The sequence below is a fragment of the Candidatus Chlorohelix allophototropha genome, from assembly GCF_030389965.1.
Classification (GTDB): domain Bacteria; phylum Chloroflexota; class Chloroflexia; order Chloroheliales; family Chloroheliaceae; genus Chlorohelix; species Chlorohelix allophototropha.
This window is the reverse complement of the sequence record NZ_CP128402.1, coordinates 142,424-164,245: the sequence shown is the minus strand read 5'-3', so window position 1 is coordinate 164,245 and position 21,822 is coordinate 142,424. Positions and strand designations below refer to the sequence as shown.

The window sequence follows — 21,822 nt, the reverse complement described above, 5'->3', positions numbered from 1 at the left end:
GTTTCTCTTAGAAGACCAATTTTGTAGAATAGTTGTTCTAGCAACACTATTGGCAAGAAGGGTGAGAAGAGAGGAGCTACGAGAAGGAGATGTTAGAAGTTATGGCCAGAAGCGCAATAAAGTACCACCGGAAACGAGGGGACAACTACAACGTAATTGCGGGCAAAGTGCAACATGATGCCCGTACCGTAAAAAGAGTGCTAAATGAACCTAGCGACAAGGTACAAACCCGCCCCAATCGTGAAAGTAGTGTGGCAGTCTTCAAAGAACAGATTGAAGGCTGGCTAGAACAAAAACTACAAGTGAAAAGAATGCTGGAACTAGCGTGGGAAGATCCCAAACAGCCCTACTGTGGCAGACCCACCGCCTTCTATGACTATGTGCGCAAGCTCAAAAAAGCCAGAGAGAACCAGGCTCATCAGGTACAGATACGTTTTGAGGGCTTACCTGGAGAGTTTTTGCAAATAGACTGGGGTGAAATTCGGGGAGTGCTGTTCAGTAAACAAGATAGTGTACCCCAAACCTTCTACTTTTTCTGTGCCCGGCTGAAATACTCGCGTTTTATGTATGTGAGCTTTCAGAAAGATATGGCCGAAGAAACGCTGGTGCGCTGCCTGGTGGAAGCCCTCAACCGGATGGGGGGAGTACCGTGGGTAATTACCACGGATAATATGAAGACGGTGGTACTGAGGCGAGATGAAAAGAACCAACCAGTGTGGCATCCGGTGTGGCAGAAACTGGCACTAGAATTCGAGTTTCACCCGGAAGCCTGTGCCCCGGCCAGCGGAAACCAGAAAGGTGCCGTAGAAAATTTGGTAAAGTATACCAAAAACAATTTTCTAGCTGGTCGTACATTCTACGATGCGGCGGATCTGGTAAGGCAGTTGGAAGAATGGTTAGGGGTAGTGAATTACGAGCGTACATGCGCAGCGACCGGGGAAATTCCGGGTAGCTTACTGGAAATAGAGCGTAAACACTTCAGCCCATTGCCTGCTAGTGCCCGGGATTACGGTTTATTTACCAGCCTGGTGGTAAACCGGGAAGGGGTAGTCATTTTTGAGACCAACAAATATAGCGTACCGGCGGAACTAATGGGACAAACCCTGACAGCCCGGATACATCGGGAATGGCTGAAGTTATGGCGGGGTACGGAACTGGTGGCACAGCACCCCCGTTGTTATTCCCGAAACCGCCGCTTAGTAATACCGGAACATTACACCCAAGCTTTTGAGATCAAACCCAGAGCCAGAACCATGGTGTGGCGGGATTGGTTGTTAAATTTAGGACCGCAAGTGTACCAGTATGTGGCGGTAATCTGTCGACGGCAAAGAGCCACCATGAGTGAACAAATCCACCAACTATACGCGCTGGCCCAGCAGGTAGGGCTGGAAGAATTCCAGGCGGCGGTGGAATTGGCAACGGAACAACAGCTTTACGGGGCGGAATATCTCAAGGGTTTATTACTCAAGCCAGCGGGTTCAGGCAGTAATGCCGCTACCCTCAAGCCCACTCAACCAGCGGTGGAACGGCTACTCAGTGAATACGAACCACTGGTGGCCAACCGTTTTTCGGCCATACCTGAGGAAAATGAAATAGAAAGGGCGGTGGGATGAATAGTCTGGAACATAAACTCACCAGCCTAAAACTGGGCAGGGTAAAACAGGTATACAGCGATTGGATTGAACGGGCACGCGAAACCGGAATGGATTACGGGGAGTTTTTAGAAGAATTGTTAAGCGAAGAGTTGCTATCTCGTCAGGAGAACCAACTCAAAAAGCGTTTGCACTCAGCCAGTTTCCCTTTTGAAGCCAGCCTGGAACAATTCGATTTCAGTCGCCACCCGGAACTGAAGCGCAGCGTGATTTTACGCTATTTCGACAGCAGTTTTGTAGAAAAAGCTGGGAATTTACTCCTAATCGGGGCAAGTGGGCTTGGGAAAACCCATCTTTCGATTGCAGCCGGAATTAAGATGGTGCAGTTGGGTTACACCGTAAAGTTCATTACGGCTCAACAACTGGCGAACCAAGTGATTGCGGCTAGCACTCGCCAGGAAATAGCCAGGATTTTAGAGCCGCTTTTGAAATGTCAGGTGTTGGTATTAGACGAACTGGGCTATTTACCGATGGACGCACGTGTAGGTCCGGCCTTATATGAGCTGATCAGCGGACGTTACCTCAGAGGTGCTACGATCATTACCAGTAACAAAAGCCTTTCTAACTGGGGCGAACTGATCGAGGGTGGTGATACTGCCTTGATGGTGGCGATTATTGACCGTTTATTGCATCACGGAGAAGTTTTTTATTTAAGAGGTAGCAGTTACCGCACTTTAGGAAAGGAGAGTTACGGCTTAGAGCGTCGGCAACTTCCACCAGAAGAAAAGAAACCGGAAGCGGGAACTGGTTCTTAAAGATTTCAAGAGGCTAAGATTATTTCAGCCTAATAAGAGCTGGTTGAGCGCAAAAGCTTGGCTTTTGTGCGAACGCCAGCGTGCGACAGGCCACTGCCTGGAGCTTTTTCTTAAAAAAGTGGGTTAAATTCAGATGCATTTTTAGCCCGGAATATTAGGTCTTGACAACCGCAATCTACAACTTTAACCTAGCATATTTTTACGAGCTTCTCACTTCTCCATATTTTAACAGGGAGTCTGCCCAATTGCGAAAATCGGTAATATAAGTGAAATAAACTGAAACAATGCCCTTTACTTTGCAATAAGCTATCTGGACTTTTAAACCGCTGGCAATATAAAGTGGGCTGAATCCCTGCTGCGATGCGAGGTCGCACACTTTGAGTGAGTAGCCTAAAGAACTACTCCAGGTTAGTATCCAAGCCTGTTCCCAATACCTACGTGCGTCACTGGTAACGGTGGGGTGCGAAGCTAGAGATAAAGCCTAAGGAAGTAACCTAACCACAAGGTCAAACCGGGCCAGGGAAAGATTGGACGGGTAAACGCAAGTGAATTCTCATTGAGGCTGCGTCACAGCCAGTCAGCGGAATGTGGTTATAGACGCTGATATTTGGGACGAGGTGATAGTCGAATAGCTATCCCAACTGAGAAACTCAGCCAGGGAGGAGTTGAACGGATACCAGAGGTCCCCGCAGTATAGAGAGTGCCCACCCCAATCGTATCTCAAAGGTGCGGAACGCAGTAACCCCAATGTGGTCTGGCACAAGCCAGTAAGTCAATCGTAAGAGCGAACCAAATCCACAGTGGGAAAGGGAGGTATCAAGAAGCGAAGGCTGCCAGCCGTAAGGCAACGGGAATACATAACCGGGCAGATAGGGCCACCAAAGCAAGTGGAGATACCCTCGCTGAAAGGCGGCTGACGTGATACTGGTAAACCACCCGAATTACGCCGTAATAGTTACTAATGAAGGTAAAAGTTAGATGCAAATTGATAACAATTTAGCAAACGGAGCCAACACATCAACCGACTGGAATATGGTCGACTGGCCAAAAGCTCAGCGGATGGTGCGTAACTTGAGACAGCGCATATTCCGGGCTACTTGTAAGAGCAACTTCAAGAAAGTGCGCTCACTTCAGAAACTCATGCTACGAAGCCAATCTAATCGACTGGTTAGCGTACGACAGGTTACTCAAATTAACCACGGCGCCAAAACCCCAGGGTTGGACAAAGTGGTAGTCAAAACCCCAGCCGCCAGGGGTAAATTGGTGGATGAACTGTGTCAATATCAAACCTGGAAGGCCCAGCCAGCCAAAAGAGTATACATTGCCAAAGCCAACGGCAAAATGCGTCCATTAGGAATAGTGTCCATTCGAGATCGTTGTCTGCAAGCTATTGTGAAAAACGCCTTAGAGCCAAGCTGGGAGAGCCGTTTTGAAGCCAGTAGTTATGGCTTCAGACCGGGTCGAGGCACCCACGACGCGATGTATAGAATTTATACCCTCGCCAACGCCAGAAGCACCAAAAAGTGGGTGCTTGATGCTGATATTTCCGGTGCGTTCGATAATATCTGTCAGGAGTATTTGTTAAACACACTTGGTCCTACTCCTGGTCGAGAACTAATTCGCCAATGGCTTAAAGCTGGTTATGTTGAAAAGGGTGTGTTCCACCAAACGGATCAGGGTACAGCCCAAGGCGGAGTAATCTCCCCTTTATTATTAAACATCACTTTACACGGAATGGAACAGGCCCTTGGCATCTCCTCGAGCGAAACCGGGTACAAGCCTTCCAAGCGGGCCCTGGTAAAGTATGCCGACGACCTGGTGGTTTTTTGTAAAACCCAGGCAGACGCTCAAGCTGCTAAACAAGAACTCAGTCAGTGGCTAGCTGAACGCGGTTTGAGTTTAGCGGAAGAAAAGACCAGAATAGTACATCTCACTGAAGGTTTTAATTTCCTGAGTTTTAACGTTAAACACTATCATAAACCAGGGACTACCAAAACTGGCTGGAAACTTTTAATCAAACCTAGCAAGCAGGCAGTACAAAAATTCCGAAACAGATTAAAGCAAGAATGGCTACAATTCAAAGGTAAAAATGTTAAAGCGGTGTTGAGCCGGCTTAACCCGATAATTCGCGGATGGGCCAACTATAATCGAACTGAGGTAGCCAAGAAATGTTTTAGTGATTTAGATCGTTATATGTATAACCGAGAAGTACGCTATGTCAAACGCAGTCATCCGAAAAAGTCGTGGAAGTGGCTAAAAGCTCGCTATTGGGGGAAACTAAATCTGGACAGAGAGGATGTGTGGGTGTTTGGAGACAAACAAACCAAACGCTATCTGCTCAAATTCAGTTGGTTCCCGATAGAAAGACACATTCTGGTTAAAGGAAGAGCTTCGCCAGACGACCCAGAATTAAAAGACTACTGGAAAGCTCGGCAAACCAAAAAGATAAAAGAACTAATACCCAGCAAACAACGTCTTGCCCAGAAACAACAAGGTTTATGCCTGGTTTGCCGACAAACCCTCTTTAACGAGGAAGAATTACACGCTCATCATAAAATTGCTAAAGCAAAAGGGGGTAAAAACCGTTATGAAAATCTTAGTTTGGTACATCTCTTTTGCCACCAACAACTTCATGCCAAAGAAAAGGTTGAGGACGAGGAGTAACTGAAGACAAGTAGTTAGTGATTTGCTTGAGCGAATTGCGTCGAAAGGACGCACGGTTCGTTCTTAGGGGGCTGAGTGGCAGCAATGTCACTTGGCTACCCGGCTTTAAAATCCTAAAAGAGTAAACGCGGCCCAGTAATAGGGATGGCTGAAGGGATATTTAGCAGCATTTTGACTGCTTTTATTTTCTTCCAAAATTGGTTGAAGATGCCTGTCATTTGCCAGATAATTTTCTAATTTTTTAATTTCACTTGCACTTTCTTCTATCGTTAATTTACGCAACCAATTTTGAGCCTCTTGCAAGGCTACAGGCGGTTGTAAGCCTTCTCTAAAGCATTTTTGATAAAAATATCGCATTAGTAAAAAAGTAGAACAGTCGTCGACTGCCCACAGCGTCCCGAGTACATACTGGCTACCAGCAAACAGAAAACCACTTGTAAGACCCAGATACTCGTCTGCAAGATCTTCAGGATCAGTAATATCGGTTTCGCAGGCAGAAAGTACTGCCAGACTCATTCCAGGAAAAGTCAGGTTATTATCAAAGAATTCCCCTAAAACCAGAGAGTGGTTTCCTGCCAACCTCATATTTGATAATAATGGATCATTCCAATTGTAATTGCCGTGGCCAGCATAGTGAAAAACAGAATAAGGTTTTGTTTTAAGGAAATTTTTCCTGGTGGCAGTTTTACCATTTAATACTTTTACCTTTGCAGCTGGAAAATATGATTTAATAATATTTACTTCTTCTTCTGCATATTCGAGATCACAGGTCGGATTTGAAATTGCCGTTAATCCAAATTCTCTTTTTAATTTTGAAGACCGCTCTCGGCAAATTTGCATGAGAGTAGCGCTGGGAGCATACCGAACAGTGAACTTTTCAATCAGATACTGCCGGTCCCCGTTCTCGAGGGTTTTATAAAGCGCAGCAAATGGAATTAAATGTAAAGCTCGGTGCGGGACTATCTGGAGGTGTTTTATATTATGCCCCGTTAATTCAGATTCTATTGGTTCGATTAGTTCAGAATAAAGCCACTGTTGTTTTCGGTCTAATGCTTCCTTCCAACCGTTAAATCCATCGGAAATATGCCTGTCAGCATATAACTTAAACCAGCTATCAGGAGCTGCCACCATTTGCTCTTTCAATTTTGATAGGGTAAGTTTTTTATTTGTAAAAACCTTAATCCCGTGCTCACCTTTTATATCCGGTAGCAGGTCTGGGGAGTTGGGTACACAATCCTGCCCAAATACTAGGTAGGTAACGGTTCCGTATTCCGAAACAAAAAACTGTAAGAAAGCAGTATTTGCTTCACCAATAAACATAGCGGCAAGCTCACGATAAGTGCATATTTCCCCCCGTGCAAGTTTAAAAACATAGCGCCAGTCGGTTTCCGAATGCTGTTGCATTGTTGTTTCGATAGTGGTTGACCTGTGACTTAAAGAGAACGGGTTCTCACTGCCCCCTTGCCGGATTTCTAGTATTGGTCCAGTAGTTTCCATCTCAAATGGTTCAGGGTAAGCTGCATAAATGGGTTCGTTTTGTAAAATAGAGTTTAAAGCCTCCATAATTGCGTCAAGGAATTCAGGACCACCGTCTACTAGAGGGCTTCTGAGCACCTCACCAAGAGAAGATATAAATTCTCGAAAGACCCAGAACGGTGCTGATGGATTATCCCTTCTAATAATTTCTGCTGTTTCCGTATATTGGTCTAATAGCCCCTCTATCTGACCCCCTGTCAAATTAGTTCCCGCATTCCTACGCCACCAATAAAAAGGAAGAAGTGTCTGATAAATCTCTTCCAGATTTGAACGAACCTCCCCATCATCTGAGGCTAACACCCAGGCAGCAACCTCCCATATACCATTTACCATATCAAGGCGCCACTGGTAATTAGTATTGGTTTTGATAGTATCCTCAAGGGCTAATAGTCGTGCCGGTCTGGCAACCTCAGCACCGGCCTGAATGGTATCCCAACCTGACAAAATTACTTCTGGTTTGCTGGCTTTATGTAATCTGGCAGAAGCCAACCCAACCCTGTAACTTCTGGTGTCCCCCACATTCTCCCAGAAATATCGCAAACTCCGCTCGAGTTGTAGCTTTGGATCCTTTTGTCGACGGGCAATCAGATCCCCCAGAAAACGGGTTTTAGCTTTTTCCCCGAATTCAAATGCGAGTTCGTAGTACCCCAGGCGCAAAGAGCAGAGTGCAGCACGGTCATATAAGAGGGCTTTATCCTCAAAAAAGTGTTGGAGCTTGTCTTCGTCCAAGACGGCGTACCACCAACGATCTATTACACCAATAGCCAAACGATAAGCTTCCAGGGCTTTCTGGTCCTTTTTTAATTCCTCATAACATTTACCAATCGCATAGTGAATACGCCACTCCATATTAGGCGCTTCTAATAACCTGGTGTTATTGAGTGAATTGCGGTAAATTTCAATCGCTGCATTCCATTGTTGATCTTGCAACATCGCTTCAGCACAAGCAAGAGATAGAACTAGGGACATACCCACCGGGGCGAGTGTAGTTGCGCGTCTTCCAACGCTGGTAAGACGATCAATCTTATTGAGAATTAACGGGAGGGGACTCCCGCTCTTAATGCAGGCTGTGCCAAGCCCGGTCAAAAACTTGCCGATAGTGGTATTGTCCATTTTTTCAAAGTTGCATACCCGACCAGTTTTTATTACCTTTTCGGCATAAACGACCAGATCAAAAGGTTTCGAAAACTCTTTTTCTAGCACTTTTGGAAAAAGGTTGTTTACACTCAAAATTCTTACTATTGCTTTATGAACCGCATGCCTTATTTTTTTATCTTCATCATAAAGTTGTGCCATTAAGTAAACGCATGCTCTGAGATCTGCTTTCTTATGGAGGGCTTGGGTTGCAAGTAACCGTGTTGGCGAATCGGAATCAGACACGGCTTCAAACAAAGCTGTTTTAACCTCCAGATTAGGTCTGTCATTTAAAACTTTAGCAGCACCACGGCGAGAATATACGGATTTTGCTTCAAATGTTTTAATAAGGGCGGTGGTTTGATCATTTAAAAGGAAACTCCAAAGCACACTTTTGAAAACTTTCTGAAGATTTTTGTCCTCCTCACTTCCTATAGCTCGAATGATATGAGATAAAGCCTCAGGACTTTTGATTTTTTCAAGAGCCTTGCATGCAGCGATTTTTACTTCAGGATCTTCACCCTGTAGCAGTTGAACAAGCCATTTGGTGGCTGGCTCAAAACGGCGTTTTCCAAGATTCGTTATCCCTTCAAGCCGAGGTTTATTGTCATCGAAATTAAGGAGCAGGATATCCGGGTCTTCAAGTTCATAAACAATGGTGTTATGCTCATTAGTAATTGCCACCAATGTTTTGCCGTCCCTAGTTACTAAATCATTTACTGGATCATTCCAAACATTACACCACAGGCGGAACTTACGATTTTGAACTTGATAAAATTTATATTCTCTTGCGCTATATTTTGAAGATTCCTTAATATAGAAGCTAGGGTGATTATAGGCAACTTCTGTGTAATCACTTACTGGCAGAGAATCGAGCAGCTCTCCTTGCTGGTTAAATAATTTAAGTTTAGGCCCTTCATAAAATGAACCTCTGGTCATAATGCTCATAATAAATTGCCCGTCAGTTGAAAGAGAAATTTTCATTGAATTGCCAGTTTTTAAAACAATTATGCTATCTTTTTGAATCAAGGAATTTCTTTTAGGATTTAATTGATACAACCTTATTTGATTTCCATAACCTGTGGCAAATGCTACTAATCCTGACGGAGAGCATGCAACATCATCCACATACTCCTCTATTTTTTTCTCGAGAAGTATTTTTAGCGCCCCGGTTGCCTGATCTAAAAGTGCTATAAACATTTCTTTGTTGTAGTTTTTTCCTGCCAGAAGGATTTGCTTATTATCAAGCCAGGCTGCCGCCTCTATATCCCAGTCACCAAACTCTTCAATCCAATGGAAACTAAAGCTCTTCTCAGAGGTCCGCCATACACGAAATATTTTAATCGACTTCCTTTCCAACAGAAATAATAAGTCACCATTCTGAGAAAAAGTTAGAATTTTTGGATAAAAGCTCTTGAAAGCGAACGAACTATATACTTCCCCAGTTAAGTAATCCAAAATTCGCAGGTAATTAGACTCATCCTGCTCAAACACCTCCGCTATTAGATTATTTGCAGATGAAAGAGCAACTAATTTTATTGTTCTATCTTTTAATTCAGGAGTAGAACCAAAATGCTTCAATTCGCGGAGTGGTAATTTTTTCATTGTAGTCTTCGCTCACCCATTTCTTTAAATAGTTAGAGGCTAGATTTTTATTTTGTCGTATCTCTAAAAAAATAATAGAACTTACTTTATTTTTGGCATTAGTGGTTAAAAACCCCAATTGGGCCAATATCTTCCTGGCAAATAATAGCTGCCCAGAAAAAGGGATGGGGATTCTTTTCTATTATTGACTGTTGAGCCTCTCTCAAAGCCTGGTACCGTGGCTTACCCTCAAGCAAATTACTGTAAAAAGAAACCATAATTTCTTGAGACTGCTTATCCGGCACCCTCTATAGTATAATGGGTTAGAGAATTTGGTTCAGGCGCAAGTTTCGTGCTCGTCATCGACAGTCCTTTAATTTACAAATTTAAAGGTACGGGTGATAAGTGCTATTAGGACTAAAGTTGCGTCTGAGCCGAGAAATTGGACAAAAAAATAAGACTTTTTAAGATACCTAATAATAACTATCACTGCCTTTGCACTTTTAATGAAGAATAAATTGCGGACAGGTGTACCAAGGCCCATACTTTGTTTACCACAATCAGAGTATGAGAAGGAGGTACGCCATGCCCAAACCCATTATATGCCTGGCTGAGGCGCTGTGCCAGTACGCGGCCCTGTTCCGCCCCTGCTTTTTCTAACCGCCAGTACAAGTACTTTGTGACCGTACTTTTGGGGTTGGTGGAATGTCAGGAGCGTCGCGCGCTTTCCGCCCTGTTGCGCTGCGTTAGCCCAGACCTGACCCTTTCCGGGATGTCGCGCTTCTTTAGTAAATGGCAGTGGTCCCCTCAAACTCTGGCGGAAGGGTGGTTGGATCGTTTCAAAGAGCGGGTCGCTCCCCTGGTGCAAGCCGAGCAGCAAGCCCAAAACTTAAAGCCTTCTTTCGACCCTGAAGTTAAAAGAGGACCAGGACGTCCTCCTAAAGTTAAGGCTAAAACCCTCGTCACAGGCATTTCTTATTATCGCTCAACAGGGCTTGCACTACGAAAAGAAGTTATTGCCAGGGCATAGCTTGTTCGGCGCTCTTTACAGTGTGCTCGACCAACGCACTCCCCTATTACCCAAACTCTATCGCCAGAAAAAAGTATGTGAAAAGGAGGGAGTAGCCTTTAAGAGTAAAATTGAGCTGGCAGTGGACACTCTCGCGACTTTCGAGCCGTTAGCGGACACGACCACCCATGTATTAGTGGATAGCTGGTTTCACTGTCATTCCCTCCGAAAAGCCTGCCGAAAGCGTGGCTGGGATTTGAGTGGGGAGTTAAAGTCCAACCGCCGGCTAAGAGTAGTGAATGCCAGGGGAGAACTGGAATGGCAACGGTTGAGTGATTATGCCAGTGGGTTGAAGGAAGTCGACTGGCAGTTGGCGCAGTGGCCCAGTTCAGCCGAGGGTAAGCCTCAGACCGTGTATGTCCACGTTATCCGCACCAAGGTCTCCAAGTTGGGAGCCACTTTAGTAGTAATAAGGCGTTACCATTTAGCCGGTCAGCCTGGCGAAATCCGTTACTGGGGCACGACGGTGTTGGCGGCGACTGCGCAAGAAGTGTTGGATTGTCTGGTTAAACGGTGGAGTATTGAGGTCTTTTTTGAAGATGCGAAAGACCTGTTAGGGAGCGACCATTATCAGTTGATGAGCGCAGTGGGAGTGGAGCGGTTCTGGACCCTTATCGCTTTGTTGAGCTCATTCTTGGACGAAGAGCGTTTTAAGATGAGCCAGGGCACTGAAGGAGCTCACCATAGCTGGGGTGAATGCAGAAACGAGCTACAAAGGCAGCATCGCCGAAACCTTTTAAGCTGGTTAGAACAGCAGTTTCGTGAAGGTGCCGAGGCCAGCACTTTAGCCCACTTCTTCCATCTTTAATTTTTAAAGTGCAAGGTAGTGATATCAGTTCAGTCCGGCATTTTTAGCACTGAAGTTGAGGGAGAACCAAACTTATTGACAGACCTCGCACAAGATTAGCCAATTTTCTTTACCCGTTTTAATTTAACCAGGCGGGAATACTCCTCTTTCACCAGTTCATCGGGCTGCATTTCCAGATTGAGGCAACTTCGTTCGTAATTCTGGTAAGCCTGGATAATTATTCTTTTATCCCGTTTGACATGTCCAATCTCCATTAGCGCCAGAGTGGGTTCCTCCAGCTCCGGCCTTACCTGGTGGCATTGCCAGTAATATAGTAACGCCCGGTCAAGGAATTCTGGATGTCCCGCCTTTAGCTGACGCAGGTAATAATCCCCCAGCTTAAAGTTCAGCTCATACCACCATTCTATAAGCTCTTCCCGCCTCTCCCAGAGGGTAGCCCAACCAAACTTCCGTTCGTCTTCCCCCAGATCTCCCAAAAGTCTGAGTTTGCTGCCGGGCTGGCCATCCTGGTGGGTAGTCGCCAGCACTTCCACCAGCCGGAAAGTCTCTTCCAACTTTCCAACCCCCTTTTCCTCGCCTTCGACGGTAGGGGTAGAGCGGTACTCGTGCCTTAACCGCTCCAGTTCCCACAAATCTGCCCAGACAAACTGCTGATTCAGGCCAAGCTGACCAAAACGCCGGTCATCCTCGAAAAAAGTCAGGGTTTGAGCCAGGGCTTTCAAATCCCCACCCCACTCCCCGAATATAACTTTCAGGAAGGGTAACAACGCTGCCTCCAATCCCTCCCTGGTACGGCGTAGGCGCGCTTCCAGAGTTTTACGAAAGCGTTGCTCGTCCACCTCGTTAAACCCCAATTCCTCGTTAATTCTATCGCGGCTTACCCCACACCGGTTAAGAGTCAGGTAGACCAGCAGTTGCATTTCTGACAGACTGAGGTTACCTCCCCGACCGTTCAGATTGGCACTTTCTGCCCCATAAGCAAACCGTAACAGCAGGTTCTGCACCCAGTTTTCGACCTGCTCCAGGTAATCTCGCTCCAATTTAAATTTGTCCGGCCAGTCGGATTCTACCAGGTCTTCCCAGCTATTCAGCCCTTCCGCCAGCAGTTTCAGCAGTAGAGAGTCCACTTCCAGAGGAGTGAGGCTGGAATCCTTTAGTACCAGCGCCTCTTGCTCAAACAGGTCGGCAAAAGAAAGACCAAGGTTTTGCATACAGTTGTAAACCTTAAGCACGTCCACCCTCTCGGGGAAGATATAGGCAAAGCGCTGATTACCGGGTTTGTAATTCAGAGGAGCCGGTCTGAGGCAGAAGGTAATAGTAAGCCCGTGCAGCACATAAAAAGATAAGGTTGGCTGCACCAGCCCGCACCTGTAAAGCTCCCAGCGCAGTTTTGCCAGCAGTTCGCTGATGCCAGGGGTGAGGGATTGGGACAGTTCCGCTGCCGGCGCGGGTAGTGTTGTTTCGTTCAATTCGGTATTTGAGGCTACTACTGTTTTGTTGTTATGTGGAGCTAAATCTCCACCTGGGATTAGTTCGGGAGTTTCCAGAGCCTGGAGTAGCGCAGGGTTAGTTTTTGAAGGTGGGTCTTTCCGGTTAGTCAGTTTTTGTTTATCTATGGAACCCTCCGCCTCAGAGTGACCGGATTCCGGAAAATCATCCTTGGTAAAAGGTAATACCCCGTCTTTTGGGGCTTTTAGCGGTTTCTCCTCCAGGTGGATATCTGGTTCTGCTGTTTTATTTGATCCGTTCGGTGAAAGCTCTCTTACCAAACCCGGTGCCTGGGCTGGATCGTATAGTTCAAAATCGGAGTGTTCAGTTGCAAGTAGCCGCGCTTTTCCCTCCGAGGTACCTGGCATTATACTATAATCCGGGTCGTCGCCAACTTCACTGACAGATTCGGGTAAATCAGCCGCAGTGACCGGATAATATTTATTACCGGCACTCGCTTCCATCTGCTCTCTGGCGGGCATTTCTTCTGCCTGTTCTTTAGCCCGGTAAAGCTCTGCCAGCAGGCCGGCACACTCCGTTACCTCTTCTTCAGCGATCCCAAACCCCCATAACTTTACCGCGCTCTTGCCTCCCACCCTGAGCCACATTTCCCCGTGACCTTCCAGTTGAGTTGGAGCGCTACTGCCCCAGACCACTTCGCTGCCTTCTTCGTCCCCGGTAGCAAATACCCCCAAAGAGCGGAATAGTTTTTGGGTCTGCTCCACATACCAGGCCTGGCCTGCCCCTTCCAATCCAACCGGTAATAGCACCTCTTTGACCAGCGCCTCGTAACTGACCGCCGCCAGCACATAAAGCCCGTAGGCCGGACCTTCCCTGAGGAGTTGCGCCAGCTTTTCCCCTTCCAGGGCAGCCACCGCTCCCAGGTCTGAGATAACCAGCCCAATCCGCGGTAAATTTGACCCGGCCACACTGCGCCGCGCCACCAGTAATTCGTAGGCTTGCTCCACCAGCGCCCTAAGTCCTTGCCGCCATAGCACCCCACTACGCTCGTCCCCCGCTACCAGACCCTGCACCTGGGGTAAGGCCGTGAGGGTCTGGAACATGCGCTGGTTACTCTCTATTTCGTCTGCTAATTGCACAGCCGCTTCTCCTACACAGCCCCAACCCGATACCAATTCGGCGATCCTTTCTTCACTTAAACGCTCTGGGCGATCCACCAGGTAAAGAGCCAGTTCCTGAGGTTGGGTCGCCGCCGCCAGTTGCAAAACCGCGCTATACAAAACAGTCAGCGCTTCCTCTTCCCCTTCCTGAGCTACCAGGAGCAAGTGACCGCTATTATCCAGACACAGGTGGTAGTGTTTCCGCTCCGGTTCGGATGGTATTCCCGGCTCAGGGGAACGCAGGGCTTCAGGGTCGGTGGCTCCTAATGGAAAGAGCAGGTAACCGGAAGGGAGCATTTCGTCCGGCAGGGTTTCGTACTCTTCTTCCCTGGTTTTTTCGCCCTGTCCGGTCATTACTTCGGAGGAAAAGGCTTCAGCCTGTACCCCTCGCACTGCCACATCCGGCTCTTCTACCAGGTCTTCGGGCTGCACCGCCTCTGAGCGGGCGTAAACCCCTCCGGGAGTGTAAAAGCTATAGGGATCGAGCGGTTCTTCAGCCGGATCAAATCGATTTAAAGTATCTGGCTCGAAGGGGGCGACTTCTCTTACAGTTGATGGAGTAGCTTTTTCCGGTCCGGGTTGCCGAAACAGAGGGGCGAAGGTGTCGTTAAACTCAATATCCTCCAACGTTATTAATAGCCCACCCCGCTGCTTTTCCACCCAGGCCACTCCACCGAAGTAGCCTGAGATCATTTCGTTTAAAATCTGTTGCCGGCTCCCGGTATCCAAGGCGGGCATTCGGTTGCGCGACCCCTCACTACCGTGGAAAGTCACCATTTTACCGAGTGCTTTTTGGTCTTTTTCGTCCCGGTTAAGTTGTTCCTGTAAGTCTTCCAGGTCGTTTGCGCCATCCGCCTCCAGGTAGGCCGACAGCTCTTGCGGGTTGCCGGTGAACAGAAAAGCAAGGGTGGTACTACCCTCCACACAACTAAGCGGCATTAACCGGGGTAAACCTTCCTTTTCAAATAGCGCCGTGAGGTGCCTTAACACGAGCGTTGGTTTGTCCGCGTCCAGGGCGCCATGCACTTTCAAACGCAGCATTTCCAGGGGGCGTTCGGTCGTGGCGTAGCCGGTTACCTCGCCCGTTCTGGGGTCAGTGGGTACTTCAGGCAAGCTTTCCAGTAGTAAACCAGAATGGCGAGCCCAGCGGTTGACTTCCCGATTTCGCTGCCACCAGAGACGCAGCCTGGGCTTGATTTCTCCAGATCGGCGGCGTAGTCCTAATGCCCTGGCCAGCTTTATCCCCCCAAAACTCAGTACCCCAGCTCCACCCAGTCCCAGAGCCATAAGCCAGGGCCACTCTCCGGTCTGGGGCTGCTGGATGGAACCACCGGTAACGTTGGTTTGCGCTGTCCCGCCAGTGGTTACCGGCGCAAGAGTAGCCAGCGAAGTGGCGGTTGAGACCGGGGTGGCAGAGCTGTTCACCGGCTGCGGGGTGGGTTGAGCTACCGGAGTTATTTGAGGAGTGGGATCTGGTTGCACCTGACTGCCACCCGGTTGCCCGGTAGTCGAGCCGGGCTGACCACCATCCTGGCCTGAGGTCTTTTGTCCGTCACCGCCCACCGGCTTTTCCTGGGGTTGTCCCGTCTGATTTTGTCCTTCGGTAGCGGTAGTCCCCGGCATCAGCAGTTTCCAGCCCGGCTGGATCAGATTGGGATCGTTAAAAATACGACCATCCGCCATGGTATGTCCGGCATTTAAATGCCAGATTTGGGGCCAGCGGGTGGGATCATTTAACTCCCTGGCCGCAATATCCCACAGGCAATCCCCTTTCTTTACTGTATATTCGCTCAGGCTCACTACCGGTCCCCCGGTCTGGTAGGCTATAGCCGGGTAAACCTGATCACCCGGTACCCCCTCGGTGACTACATCAGGAATAATTAACACCCAGCCCGGCTGGATCAGGCCCGTCTGCCCGAAATGCGCACCACCGCCCACCGCCCTACCAAGATTGGCCTTAAATATATCCATATAGCGGTGACCATTTCCGTAAAAATGCTCCGCAATAGCCCAGAGTGAATCCCCCGATTTTACCTGGTATTCCAGTGTGGTGGTTTGAACATGGTAGGACTCTACCTGAGGCTGTAAAAGTGGCGCATTTAGCACCACTAGACCGGCTTTATCAGGCTGCAATTGGGCGGTAAGTTGGGCTGCTTGAGCCTCATTCCGCACCTGCTGGTAATCCTCTTGCGCAGGCTGAGCCGCCCCGTTGTAACCTACCATCAGCGCTGGTGAATATGGATCCTCCTGGTCTCCTCCGCTATTGGCAGGAGCGCCAATGCCGGGCTGACCGGAACCCTGGTGACCGCCTGCCACGGTGGTGGCAAAGGAGAAAAAGGCCAGGCCAGCCAGAAGACCTTCAACCACCCGCTGCGCCGGGGAGAGAGTAAGGCTACCTGCTACTCGCCGCAGTCTGGAAGCCAGGGGGCTGGCGATTCCCCGGTGCCGGCGGGCCGAGGCCAGGTAGAACAAGTTCACTGCCAGTTGTGCCCCCAACGCCAGAGCCAGATATAGCACCACTACCCAGCCCACTGAGGCAACCATATATTTCCAGGGAAAGGCGCTGGCCGGCCCGGTGAGCTTTTCCCAGAGTTCACCCCAACCGTACTGGGGCCAACGGGGTGGGCCATCCATAACCAATAGCGCGCCGGCCAGAAAAACCAGAAAAAGTATATATAATAGGAAGGGACCAAGGGTTTTGAAGATTGAAGACCGGTGCTGGTCGGAAGATGCACGGCCCTTTTTCCGCCTTTTCCGAGGAGTTTCAGCCTCTCGTTCTAGCACCGAAATCCCACCCTTTTGCGCTGCTTTACTTTTCCTATCTATTCTGGAGAACATTACTTAACCCTTCCTATTCAATTTTTCCATGTTTCCCGGTAGGTTCATGGGTTACCGCCTTTCCCGCAATTTATCTCGTATTGTTCCGGTGGGCATACCATTGGTTCCGGAGCAATCAGTTGAACCTGGGCTTCTCTTACCCGGTAGCCTTCGTCTTTCCGCCAGACCGACTCACGAAACAGGTCGGGTAACACAGTAAAACTCCCGCCATTCCAGGCGTAGCGGGGGGTGTAGTGGATGGTGACCTGGGGGTAATAGGTTATGGCGTTGTTGTAGGGATGCTGTACAGCGGAAACCTGGGGGTAGGGTTTCCCAACCAGTTCGGTCTTTTTGAACCTTTTGACAGACTGGTCGGCAAAATCCCAGAGAAGCCAGTTGGCCTCGGCCAGCACTTCTACTCGATAAGTTTGATTTGGAAGCGGAATAGTAACGGTAGCACCAAAAGGGGCACCGCCCTGGTTAGGATCAGTTCCGGACCACCACTCACCGCTCCGGGCAAGTATTAACCAAGTCCAGGCAGGCACGGTTACAATGCCCCAACCAGGGTTCATTTTGATTTGAAGTTCTGGTAACTCTATTCTGGTCCAGATTGAACCGACAATACTCTGGTAATCCCCGGGAGTTATGACGGGGTTACCGATGAAGTTTGTTCCCCCGTTTTGACCACAATCGTCGGCACGTCTTGCTAGGGATCCAATTGTATCTGAAGTGCCTGGTGGAAATATTATCACTACAAAGGCATAGCCCGCGTTGGGAAAACGGTATTGTCCGGTTACAGGATCAATACCACCGCCGCATCTTCCATTATCTACTAGTACTTCATAAAAACTTATATAGGGTTGTGGGTAGTTGGCTGTCACTTGCCAATTACTTCCGTAACCACTGTAACCAACCTCAGGAATTGAGACCAGTTTAACATGCCAAGTAACTGTTACATCCCAACCTTCTCCTCTTGGGCGTACATCTACATTCACCTCTTCTGAGTGCTTAGTTTGCGCTAAAGCCGAGGTGCTACCTACTAATAATGTGGATATAACCAAAATTAGTAATACGAGACAAAATTTCACTATTCTCATTGGTCTGAATCCGCTCCTTCATTGGATACAATCCAGTGACCATTATTTTGTGTCAGCATATAGCCGTGACCAGGGGGAAATTGATATTTAACAGGCTGTTTCTCGTTAACAGGTTCATTAGTGCCCATCTTTTTCCCAAAGGCCGATACCTGTGCTGCGTCAATAACCAGGACATAGCAAATATTTCCAAAAGATTGAGGATTAATTTTTACTTTTAACGGATCACTATGGATTATTTGGTATTCAATGAAATATCCGTTGGAGCGCATCTGGTCAATGTATTTCTTTTCGTTCTCGAAATATTGCCCATCTCTTGAAGTTGGATCAAGATAAGGTTTCAAAATATCAAAATTAACTTCTTTATGAGCTCTTTGAACCGCAGTCCAATAGGCCATGTAATCTTCTCTGATTTGAGGTAAAGGGAGTGGGTTAGGACAATTTTTCGCCCCGGCTGAAGGCCCAACTCCGTTTGGTAATAAGTAAGGTTTTTCCTCAATTGCAGGTAGACCATTTCCACCTGTCACTGGGGGTGCCAGAGACCCGGCTTTTGGGAGCAGGGTCTGGCTTTTCACAGTCAGCGCAACCTGGGTCAGGTTGAGTTGTCCGTTAATTATTGTTGTAGGTGAAGGAGTGGCTACCTGGATCGTTTCAGTTGCAGCTGCAATTGTCGGGGTAGCGGTGAATACCTGTGTTTTAGCCAAGGTCGGACTGGCACTTGTTGTAGGTGGTACGGCAGTGGAAGTGGGCGCCAGTGCTATTTCACTCACCTCATGTTTTGGCAAGGTCAGCGTAATTATCGTGGCGACAAGCGCAAACACCGCTAAAATACCCAGCCCCACCAATATATATCTTGTTATTGGATTCATTTTTTTGGTTCCTTTCTCTATCCCCTGTTGAACACAGCCCAACAAATAACCGGATTTGCTACCCTTTTATTTAACAGGAGTTAGGCTGGTCGGTGTTGTTCAACCGCCCGTTGGCCACCGCCGCTACCGTAAATTCTTTTATTCCTAGGGCTTTGCCAAACCAGGTAGGAATCTTCTTCTGAAGCCTGATCTGGAAATGGCAGGCTCCCCAGCGCCACTCCCATTCGCCCTCGCCATAACCCATTTCCCGCGCCTGATCACTGATCTTCTGCATAGCCGGGGAAGCCCCGCCTGGAGATAACACATCCACCCGTCGCCCCTCGCTATCTCGAACCCCGGTCACATCCAGCTGCATCGCACCCCAGGAGGCCAGAGAGTCAGCATCGTTTTGAAGTTGTCGGCGGGCAACCAGCATATGGCCTACCTCAATTATCACCGCCAGCATCATTACGCCAACTACCATCCACAGCAGTGCCGGGAGTAACATCTGACCCTTCAATGGCCAGTTTAGCCAGGAACGTCCCTTTATCCTTCTTCTCCGGAACGGTTTCCCCTTCTCTTTTAGCCGTGTTAGCTTCAGTTTGCCCGGTAATCTGAACATATTTTTAACTCCCAAGCCTCATGCCTTTACCCGGTTTCATCAACCGGAGGTAGACAACTCCCGCCGCTGTTATCGTCATCCCGCATTCGCCAGCATTCAATCGATTCCTGATGCTGTCCCACCACTGTCAGTTCAGGGAAGATAAAAGCCTTCACCCGGTATCGCACCACCGCTTTTACCACTCCGCCTCTGGCTGGGGTCATACTGTCGCTCACCCCAGTCACCTCGATGCTCAACCGGGCCGGGTCCAATCCGTATTTCTGAGCTACTTCCTCGGCCCGGCCCATACCAATTTCAATATTCCCATTGCCGGTGCTTTTGCTGACGAGCCGGGTTGCCTCCCTGGCCACCCCCTCCAGTTTCTGCTTGTAATCCAGCACGACTCCCAGCGCCACAATAGATATAACCAAGGCCATAATCAGGGGGATAATAAAGATAAATTCAAGTAGTGCCTGTCCAGGTTTATGTTTTTTGAAAAAACATGTCTTGAGTTTTACTTGTCTCATGGCCGCCACTTTTCCTTTAGCATATCGGCCTTTGCTTTCAGGCTAAAGCGAATTTTTTGATCCAGAAACGGCAGGTAGGTGGGGATAACGACGGAGGTCTGGATATAGACCTTATCGCCATCCTCGTCCCCCTGCACCTCCATTTTCACATTGCCGAGTTCCGATTCAAGCCGGCTCTGGGCCACCGCCAACCCGTCGTTTATCCCTTTATCCGCCTCGGAAGCGGCTCTCGCCCCTTCCTGGGCTGCCCCGGTCACCACTTGCTGCCCATAGAGCACTATCCCAAACTGGATTACCGCCAGTAGCAGCATCAGAAACAGAGGGAGTAACAGGGCAAACTCCAGGGCTCCCTGTCCCGGTTTACCGGTTCTGGCCCGGCTTCTGGCCGGGCCGAGGCCAGTTCTGATACTGAGATGGATTTTTGGCATCTGTTACCTCCTCCTTCTTGCCTTTACAAATGGGCAAATTCCCGGCTGACCCGAACTGATGAAATATATCGAGCCTGCCGGTCAGGTTAAAATATCAACCGCCACCCGAGGCATTGGTCCCGGTATCCTTTACAATAATGTCCATGATGTTTTTGATAACAGCGTCAAAGTTCGGCTTTACTACCATCACCATGGCCGTCCCGATAAGCAGCACCATAAAGCCGCCCACCAGCACCCACTCCAGGGAGACCTCTCCCCTTAGCGCTCTTTTACGGGCCGCAGGCTTGCACAGAAGCAGACTCTCTAGAAACACCAGCACCGCCGCTACTCCCAGTTCCAGTTTCAATTGCGCCCTTAGAAGCGCCAGATTGACTTTGTTTTGCATCTCTAAAACTCCTTTCGGTTAGTTTTTTTACTCACCTGGCTAAGCGCCAGGCACCCGACCACGGCTTTTCTTTTCGAGCCCCACCTCCTTATTAAAAGCTACATATTCGCTCAAATCTCTCTGGTCTAAACTGCTTGCTACCCTTGCCTATCCAACTCGTTATCTTTCAGCTGCCAAAAGCCGCCACCTGCAACAGGGCCGGGGTCAGCACCAGCAGGATAAAAGCCGGCAGGATAAAGAGCGCCAGCGGGAAGATAATCTTGACCTGGCTGCGGCTGCCTGCTGCCAGCAGCAGTTCCAGCTTCTTGTCACGCATCATCAGGCTCTGGTTATGCAATACCTCGGTGATTCTGGCCCCTTTAGCGGCGCTGGTCTCCAGGGCGGCCACAAAATCTTCCAGTTCTTCCAGTTCAAAACGCCGGGCCAGCTCCGCCAGAGCGTCAAAGGTAGGGTTGGAATCGGGCCGGTCGTAGCGAGCCTTCAGTTCTTCGGCCGATTCTTCCTCCAGTTCTCCCAGCAGGGTCAGACCACCTGTTCCAGACCGCCGCCTTTGAGCTTCGTAGCGCTTGCGCATATAGCGGGCATCTACAAAAGCCTTGCGGATGGCTTCCGGCAAAGTACCTTCCCCCCGTGCCACCGCCACTTCCAGAGCCTGCTCCAATCCCATCCCACTGCGAGCGTTAATGCTTAACAGGTCGATCAGGGTGGGAAGTTGGGCCGCTACATCCTCCCGCATTCGCCGGACGGTACGGTTCAAGGCCAGGGCCGGGTAGTAAAACCCCAGTGAGAACAGACCCAGGAAGGTCAGGGCCGAGAATTCCAGCCCCCAGGCCACCTGTAACCCCAACCCGGTGAGCGCCACCACCACTCCGCTAAAGAACTGTTGCCCGAAAAAGCCGGAAACCGTCTCCCCTTTAGCCTCAATATCCAGCTTACGCTGGAGTTCATCCCGCCCGCTCCGGCCCAGTCCCACTCTATTAAGGGCTTGAAGAATCTGGCGACCCACCATCTCGGTGAGAGGTCGCAGGTTGCGCTCCAGATAGCCCGAGCCATATAGGGGATGACTTTCCCGCTCCTGTCTTCGCCTGGCTTCACCTACCGCCTCCATCTCCAACCGGACCTTCTCCTCTTCGCTGGGTTCCAGCGCCCGAACCGGCCAGATAAGACCAATTAGCCCACTGGCCACCAGATACAACCCCAGAGCCAGCGGTAGCATTAGCAGCGCTATAGCCGGTTGCCCACCGGGGAAAATGGCCTGTCTTAAGGCATCAAACAGTTCGTCCAACTGGCACCTCATTACTTTCTTAAATC

15 protein-coding genes and 2 pseudogenes are annotated in these 21,822 nt (G+C 49.0%); 5 read left to right on the top strand and 12 right to left on the bottom strand.

Annotated elements, in window-relative coordinates; all coding sequences use genetic code 11:
* Positions 1-89 precede the first annotated feature (89 nt).
* The 3 genes from istA (at position 90) to ltrA (ending at position 5,071) form a co-directional block, all read left to right on the top strand.
* Positions 90-1,613, top strand: coding sequence for an IS21 family transposase (gene istA, locus OZ401_RS25165; protein WP_341467827.1), 1,524 nt, complete (start codon positions 90-92; stop codon positions 1,611-1,613).
* Positions 1,610-2,407 carry an IS21-like element helper ATPase IstB gene (gene istB, locus OZ401_RS25160; RefSeq protein ID WP_341467826.1) on the top strand — a complete coding sequence of 266 codons (798 nt, stop codon included), beginning with the start codon at positions 1,610-1,612 and terminating at the stop codon, positions 2,405-2,407. Before istA ends, istB begins: the two co-directional genes overlap by 4 nt.
* A 978-nt stretch (positions 2,408-3,385) precedes the next feature.
* Positions 3,386-5,071, top strand: a complete 1,686-nt coding sequence (gene ltrA, locus OZ401_RS25155) for a group II intron reverse transcriptase/maturase (protein WP_341472158.1) — start codon at positions 3,386-3,388, stop codon at positions 5,069-5,071.
* Between the two features lie 105 nt (positions 5,072-5,176).
* On the opposite strand, the gene OZ401_RS25150 is transcribed toward ltrA, so the two are convergent.
* Positions 5,177-9,346 carry a CHAT domain-containing protein gene (locus OZ401_RS25150; protein WP_341472157.1) on the bottom strand — a complete coding sequence of 1,390 codons (4,170 nt, stop codon included), beginning with the start codon at positions 9,344-9,346 and terminating at the stop codon, positions 5,177-5,179.
* 98 nt (positions 9,347-9,444) lie between these two features.
* Entirely contained in the window at positions 9,445-9,630 is a 186-nt protein-coding gene (locus tag OZ401_RS26005) for a CHAT domain-containing protein (RefSeq protein ID WP_425607651.1), read from the bottom strand.
* A 374-nt stretch (positions 9,631-10,004) separates the two neighbouring features.
* Here OZ401_RS26005 and OZ401_RS25145 point away from each other — a divergent pair, with 374 nt between their 5' ends.
* Positions 10,005-10,355, top strand: coding sequence for a hypothetical protein (locus OZ401_RS25145; protein WP_341472156.1), 351 nt, complete (start codon positions 10,005-10,007; stop codon positions 10,353-10,355).
* On the top strand, positions 10,342-11,202 hold the full coding sequence (locus OZ401_RS25140; RefSeq protein ID WP_341472155.1) for a transposase: 861 nt from the start codon (positions 10,342-10,344) through the stop codon (positions 11,200-11,202). Before OZ401_RS25145 ends, OZ401_RS25140 begins: the two co-directional genes overlap by 14 nt.
* A 95-nt stretch (positions 11,203-11,297) precedes the next feature.
* Here the strand turns inward: OZ401_RS25140 and OZ401_RS25135 are convergent, their stop codons facing one another.
* The 10 genes and pseudogenes from OZ401_RS25135 to OZ401_RS25100 all read right to left on the bottom strand — a co-directional run bounded on the left by OZ401_RS25135 (position 11,298) and on the right by OZ401_RS25100 (position 21,796).
* Positions 11,298-16,649: a LysM peptidoglycan-binding domain-containing protein gene (locus OZ401_RS25135; protein ID WP_341472154.1), complete on the bottom strand. Its 5,352-nt coding sequence runs from the start codon at positions 16,647-16,649 to the stop codon at positions 11,298-11,300.
* Between the two features lie 44 nt (positions 16,650-16,693).
* On the bottom strand, positions 16,694-17,725 hold the full coding sequence (locus tag OZ401_RS25130; protein WP_341472153.1) for a hypothetical protein: 1,032 nt from the start codon (positions 17,723-17,725) through the stop codon (positions 16,694-16,696).
* Entirely contained in the window at positions 17,722-18,591 is an 870-nt protein-coding gene (locus OZ401_RS25125) for a hypothetical protein (RefSeq protein WP_341472152.1), read from the bottom strand. The genes OZ401_RS25130 and OZ401_RS25125 overlap by 4 nt, the downstream gene beginning before the upstream one ends.
* Positions 18,592-18,661: 70 nt before the next feature.
* Entirely contained in the window at positions 18,662-18,934 is a 273-nt protein-coding gene (locus OZ401_RS25120) for a hypothetical protein (protein WP_341472151.1), read from the bottom strand.
* Between the two features lie 24 nt (positions 18,935-18,958).
* Positions 18,959-19,078 (bottom strand): annotated as a pseudogene (locus OZ401_RS26000) (pilus assembly protein TadG-related protein); the annotation flags it as partial.
* A gap of 140 nt (positions 19,079-19,218) precedes the next feature.
* Complete coding sequence (locus OZ401_RS25115; RefSeq protein ID WP_341472150.1) at positions 19,219-19,479, bottom strand: hypothetical protein; 261 nt, start codon at positions 19,477-19,479, stop codon at positions 19,219-19,221.
* 54 nt (positions 19,480-19,533) lie between these two features.
* A pseudogene (locus tag OZ401_RS25995) lies at positions 19,534-19,698 on the bottom strand (TadE/TadG family type IV pilus assembly protein); the annotation flags it as partial.
* A complete protein-coding gene (locus OZ401_RS25110) occupies positions 19,695-20,126 on the bottom strand; it encodes a TadE/TadG family type IV pilus assembly protein (RefSeq protein WP_341472149.1) in 432 nt (143 codons plus the stop codon). The gene OZ401_RS25110 and the pseudogene OZ401_RS25995, both read right to left, overlap by 4 nt.
* 94 nt (positions 20,127-20,220) lie before the next feature.
* Positions 20,221-20,511, bottom strand: coding sequence for a hypothetical protein (locus OZ401_RS25105; RefSeq protein WP_341472148.1), 291 nt, complete (start codon positions 20,509-20,511; stop codon positions 20,221-20,223).
* A 166-nt stretch (positions 20,512-20,677) separates the two neighbouring features.
* Positions 20,678-21,796: a type II secretion system F family protein gene (locus OZ401_RS25100; RefSeq protein ID WP_341472147.1), complete on the bottom strand. Its 1,119-nt coding sequence runs from the start codon at positions 21,794-21,796 to the stop codon at positions 20,678-20,680.
* Between the last annotated feature and the right edge of the window lie 26 nt (positions 21,797-21,822).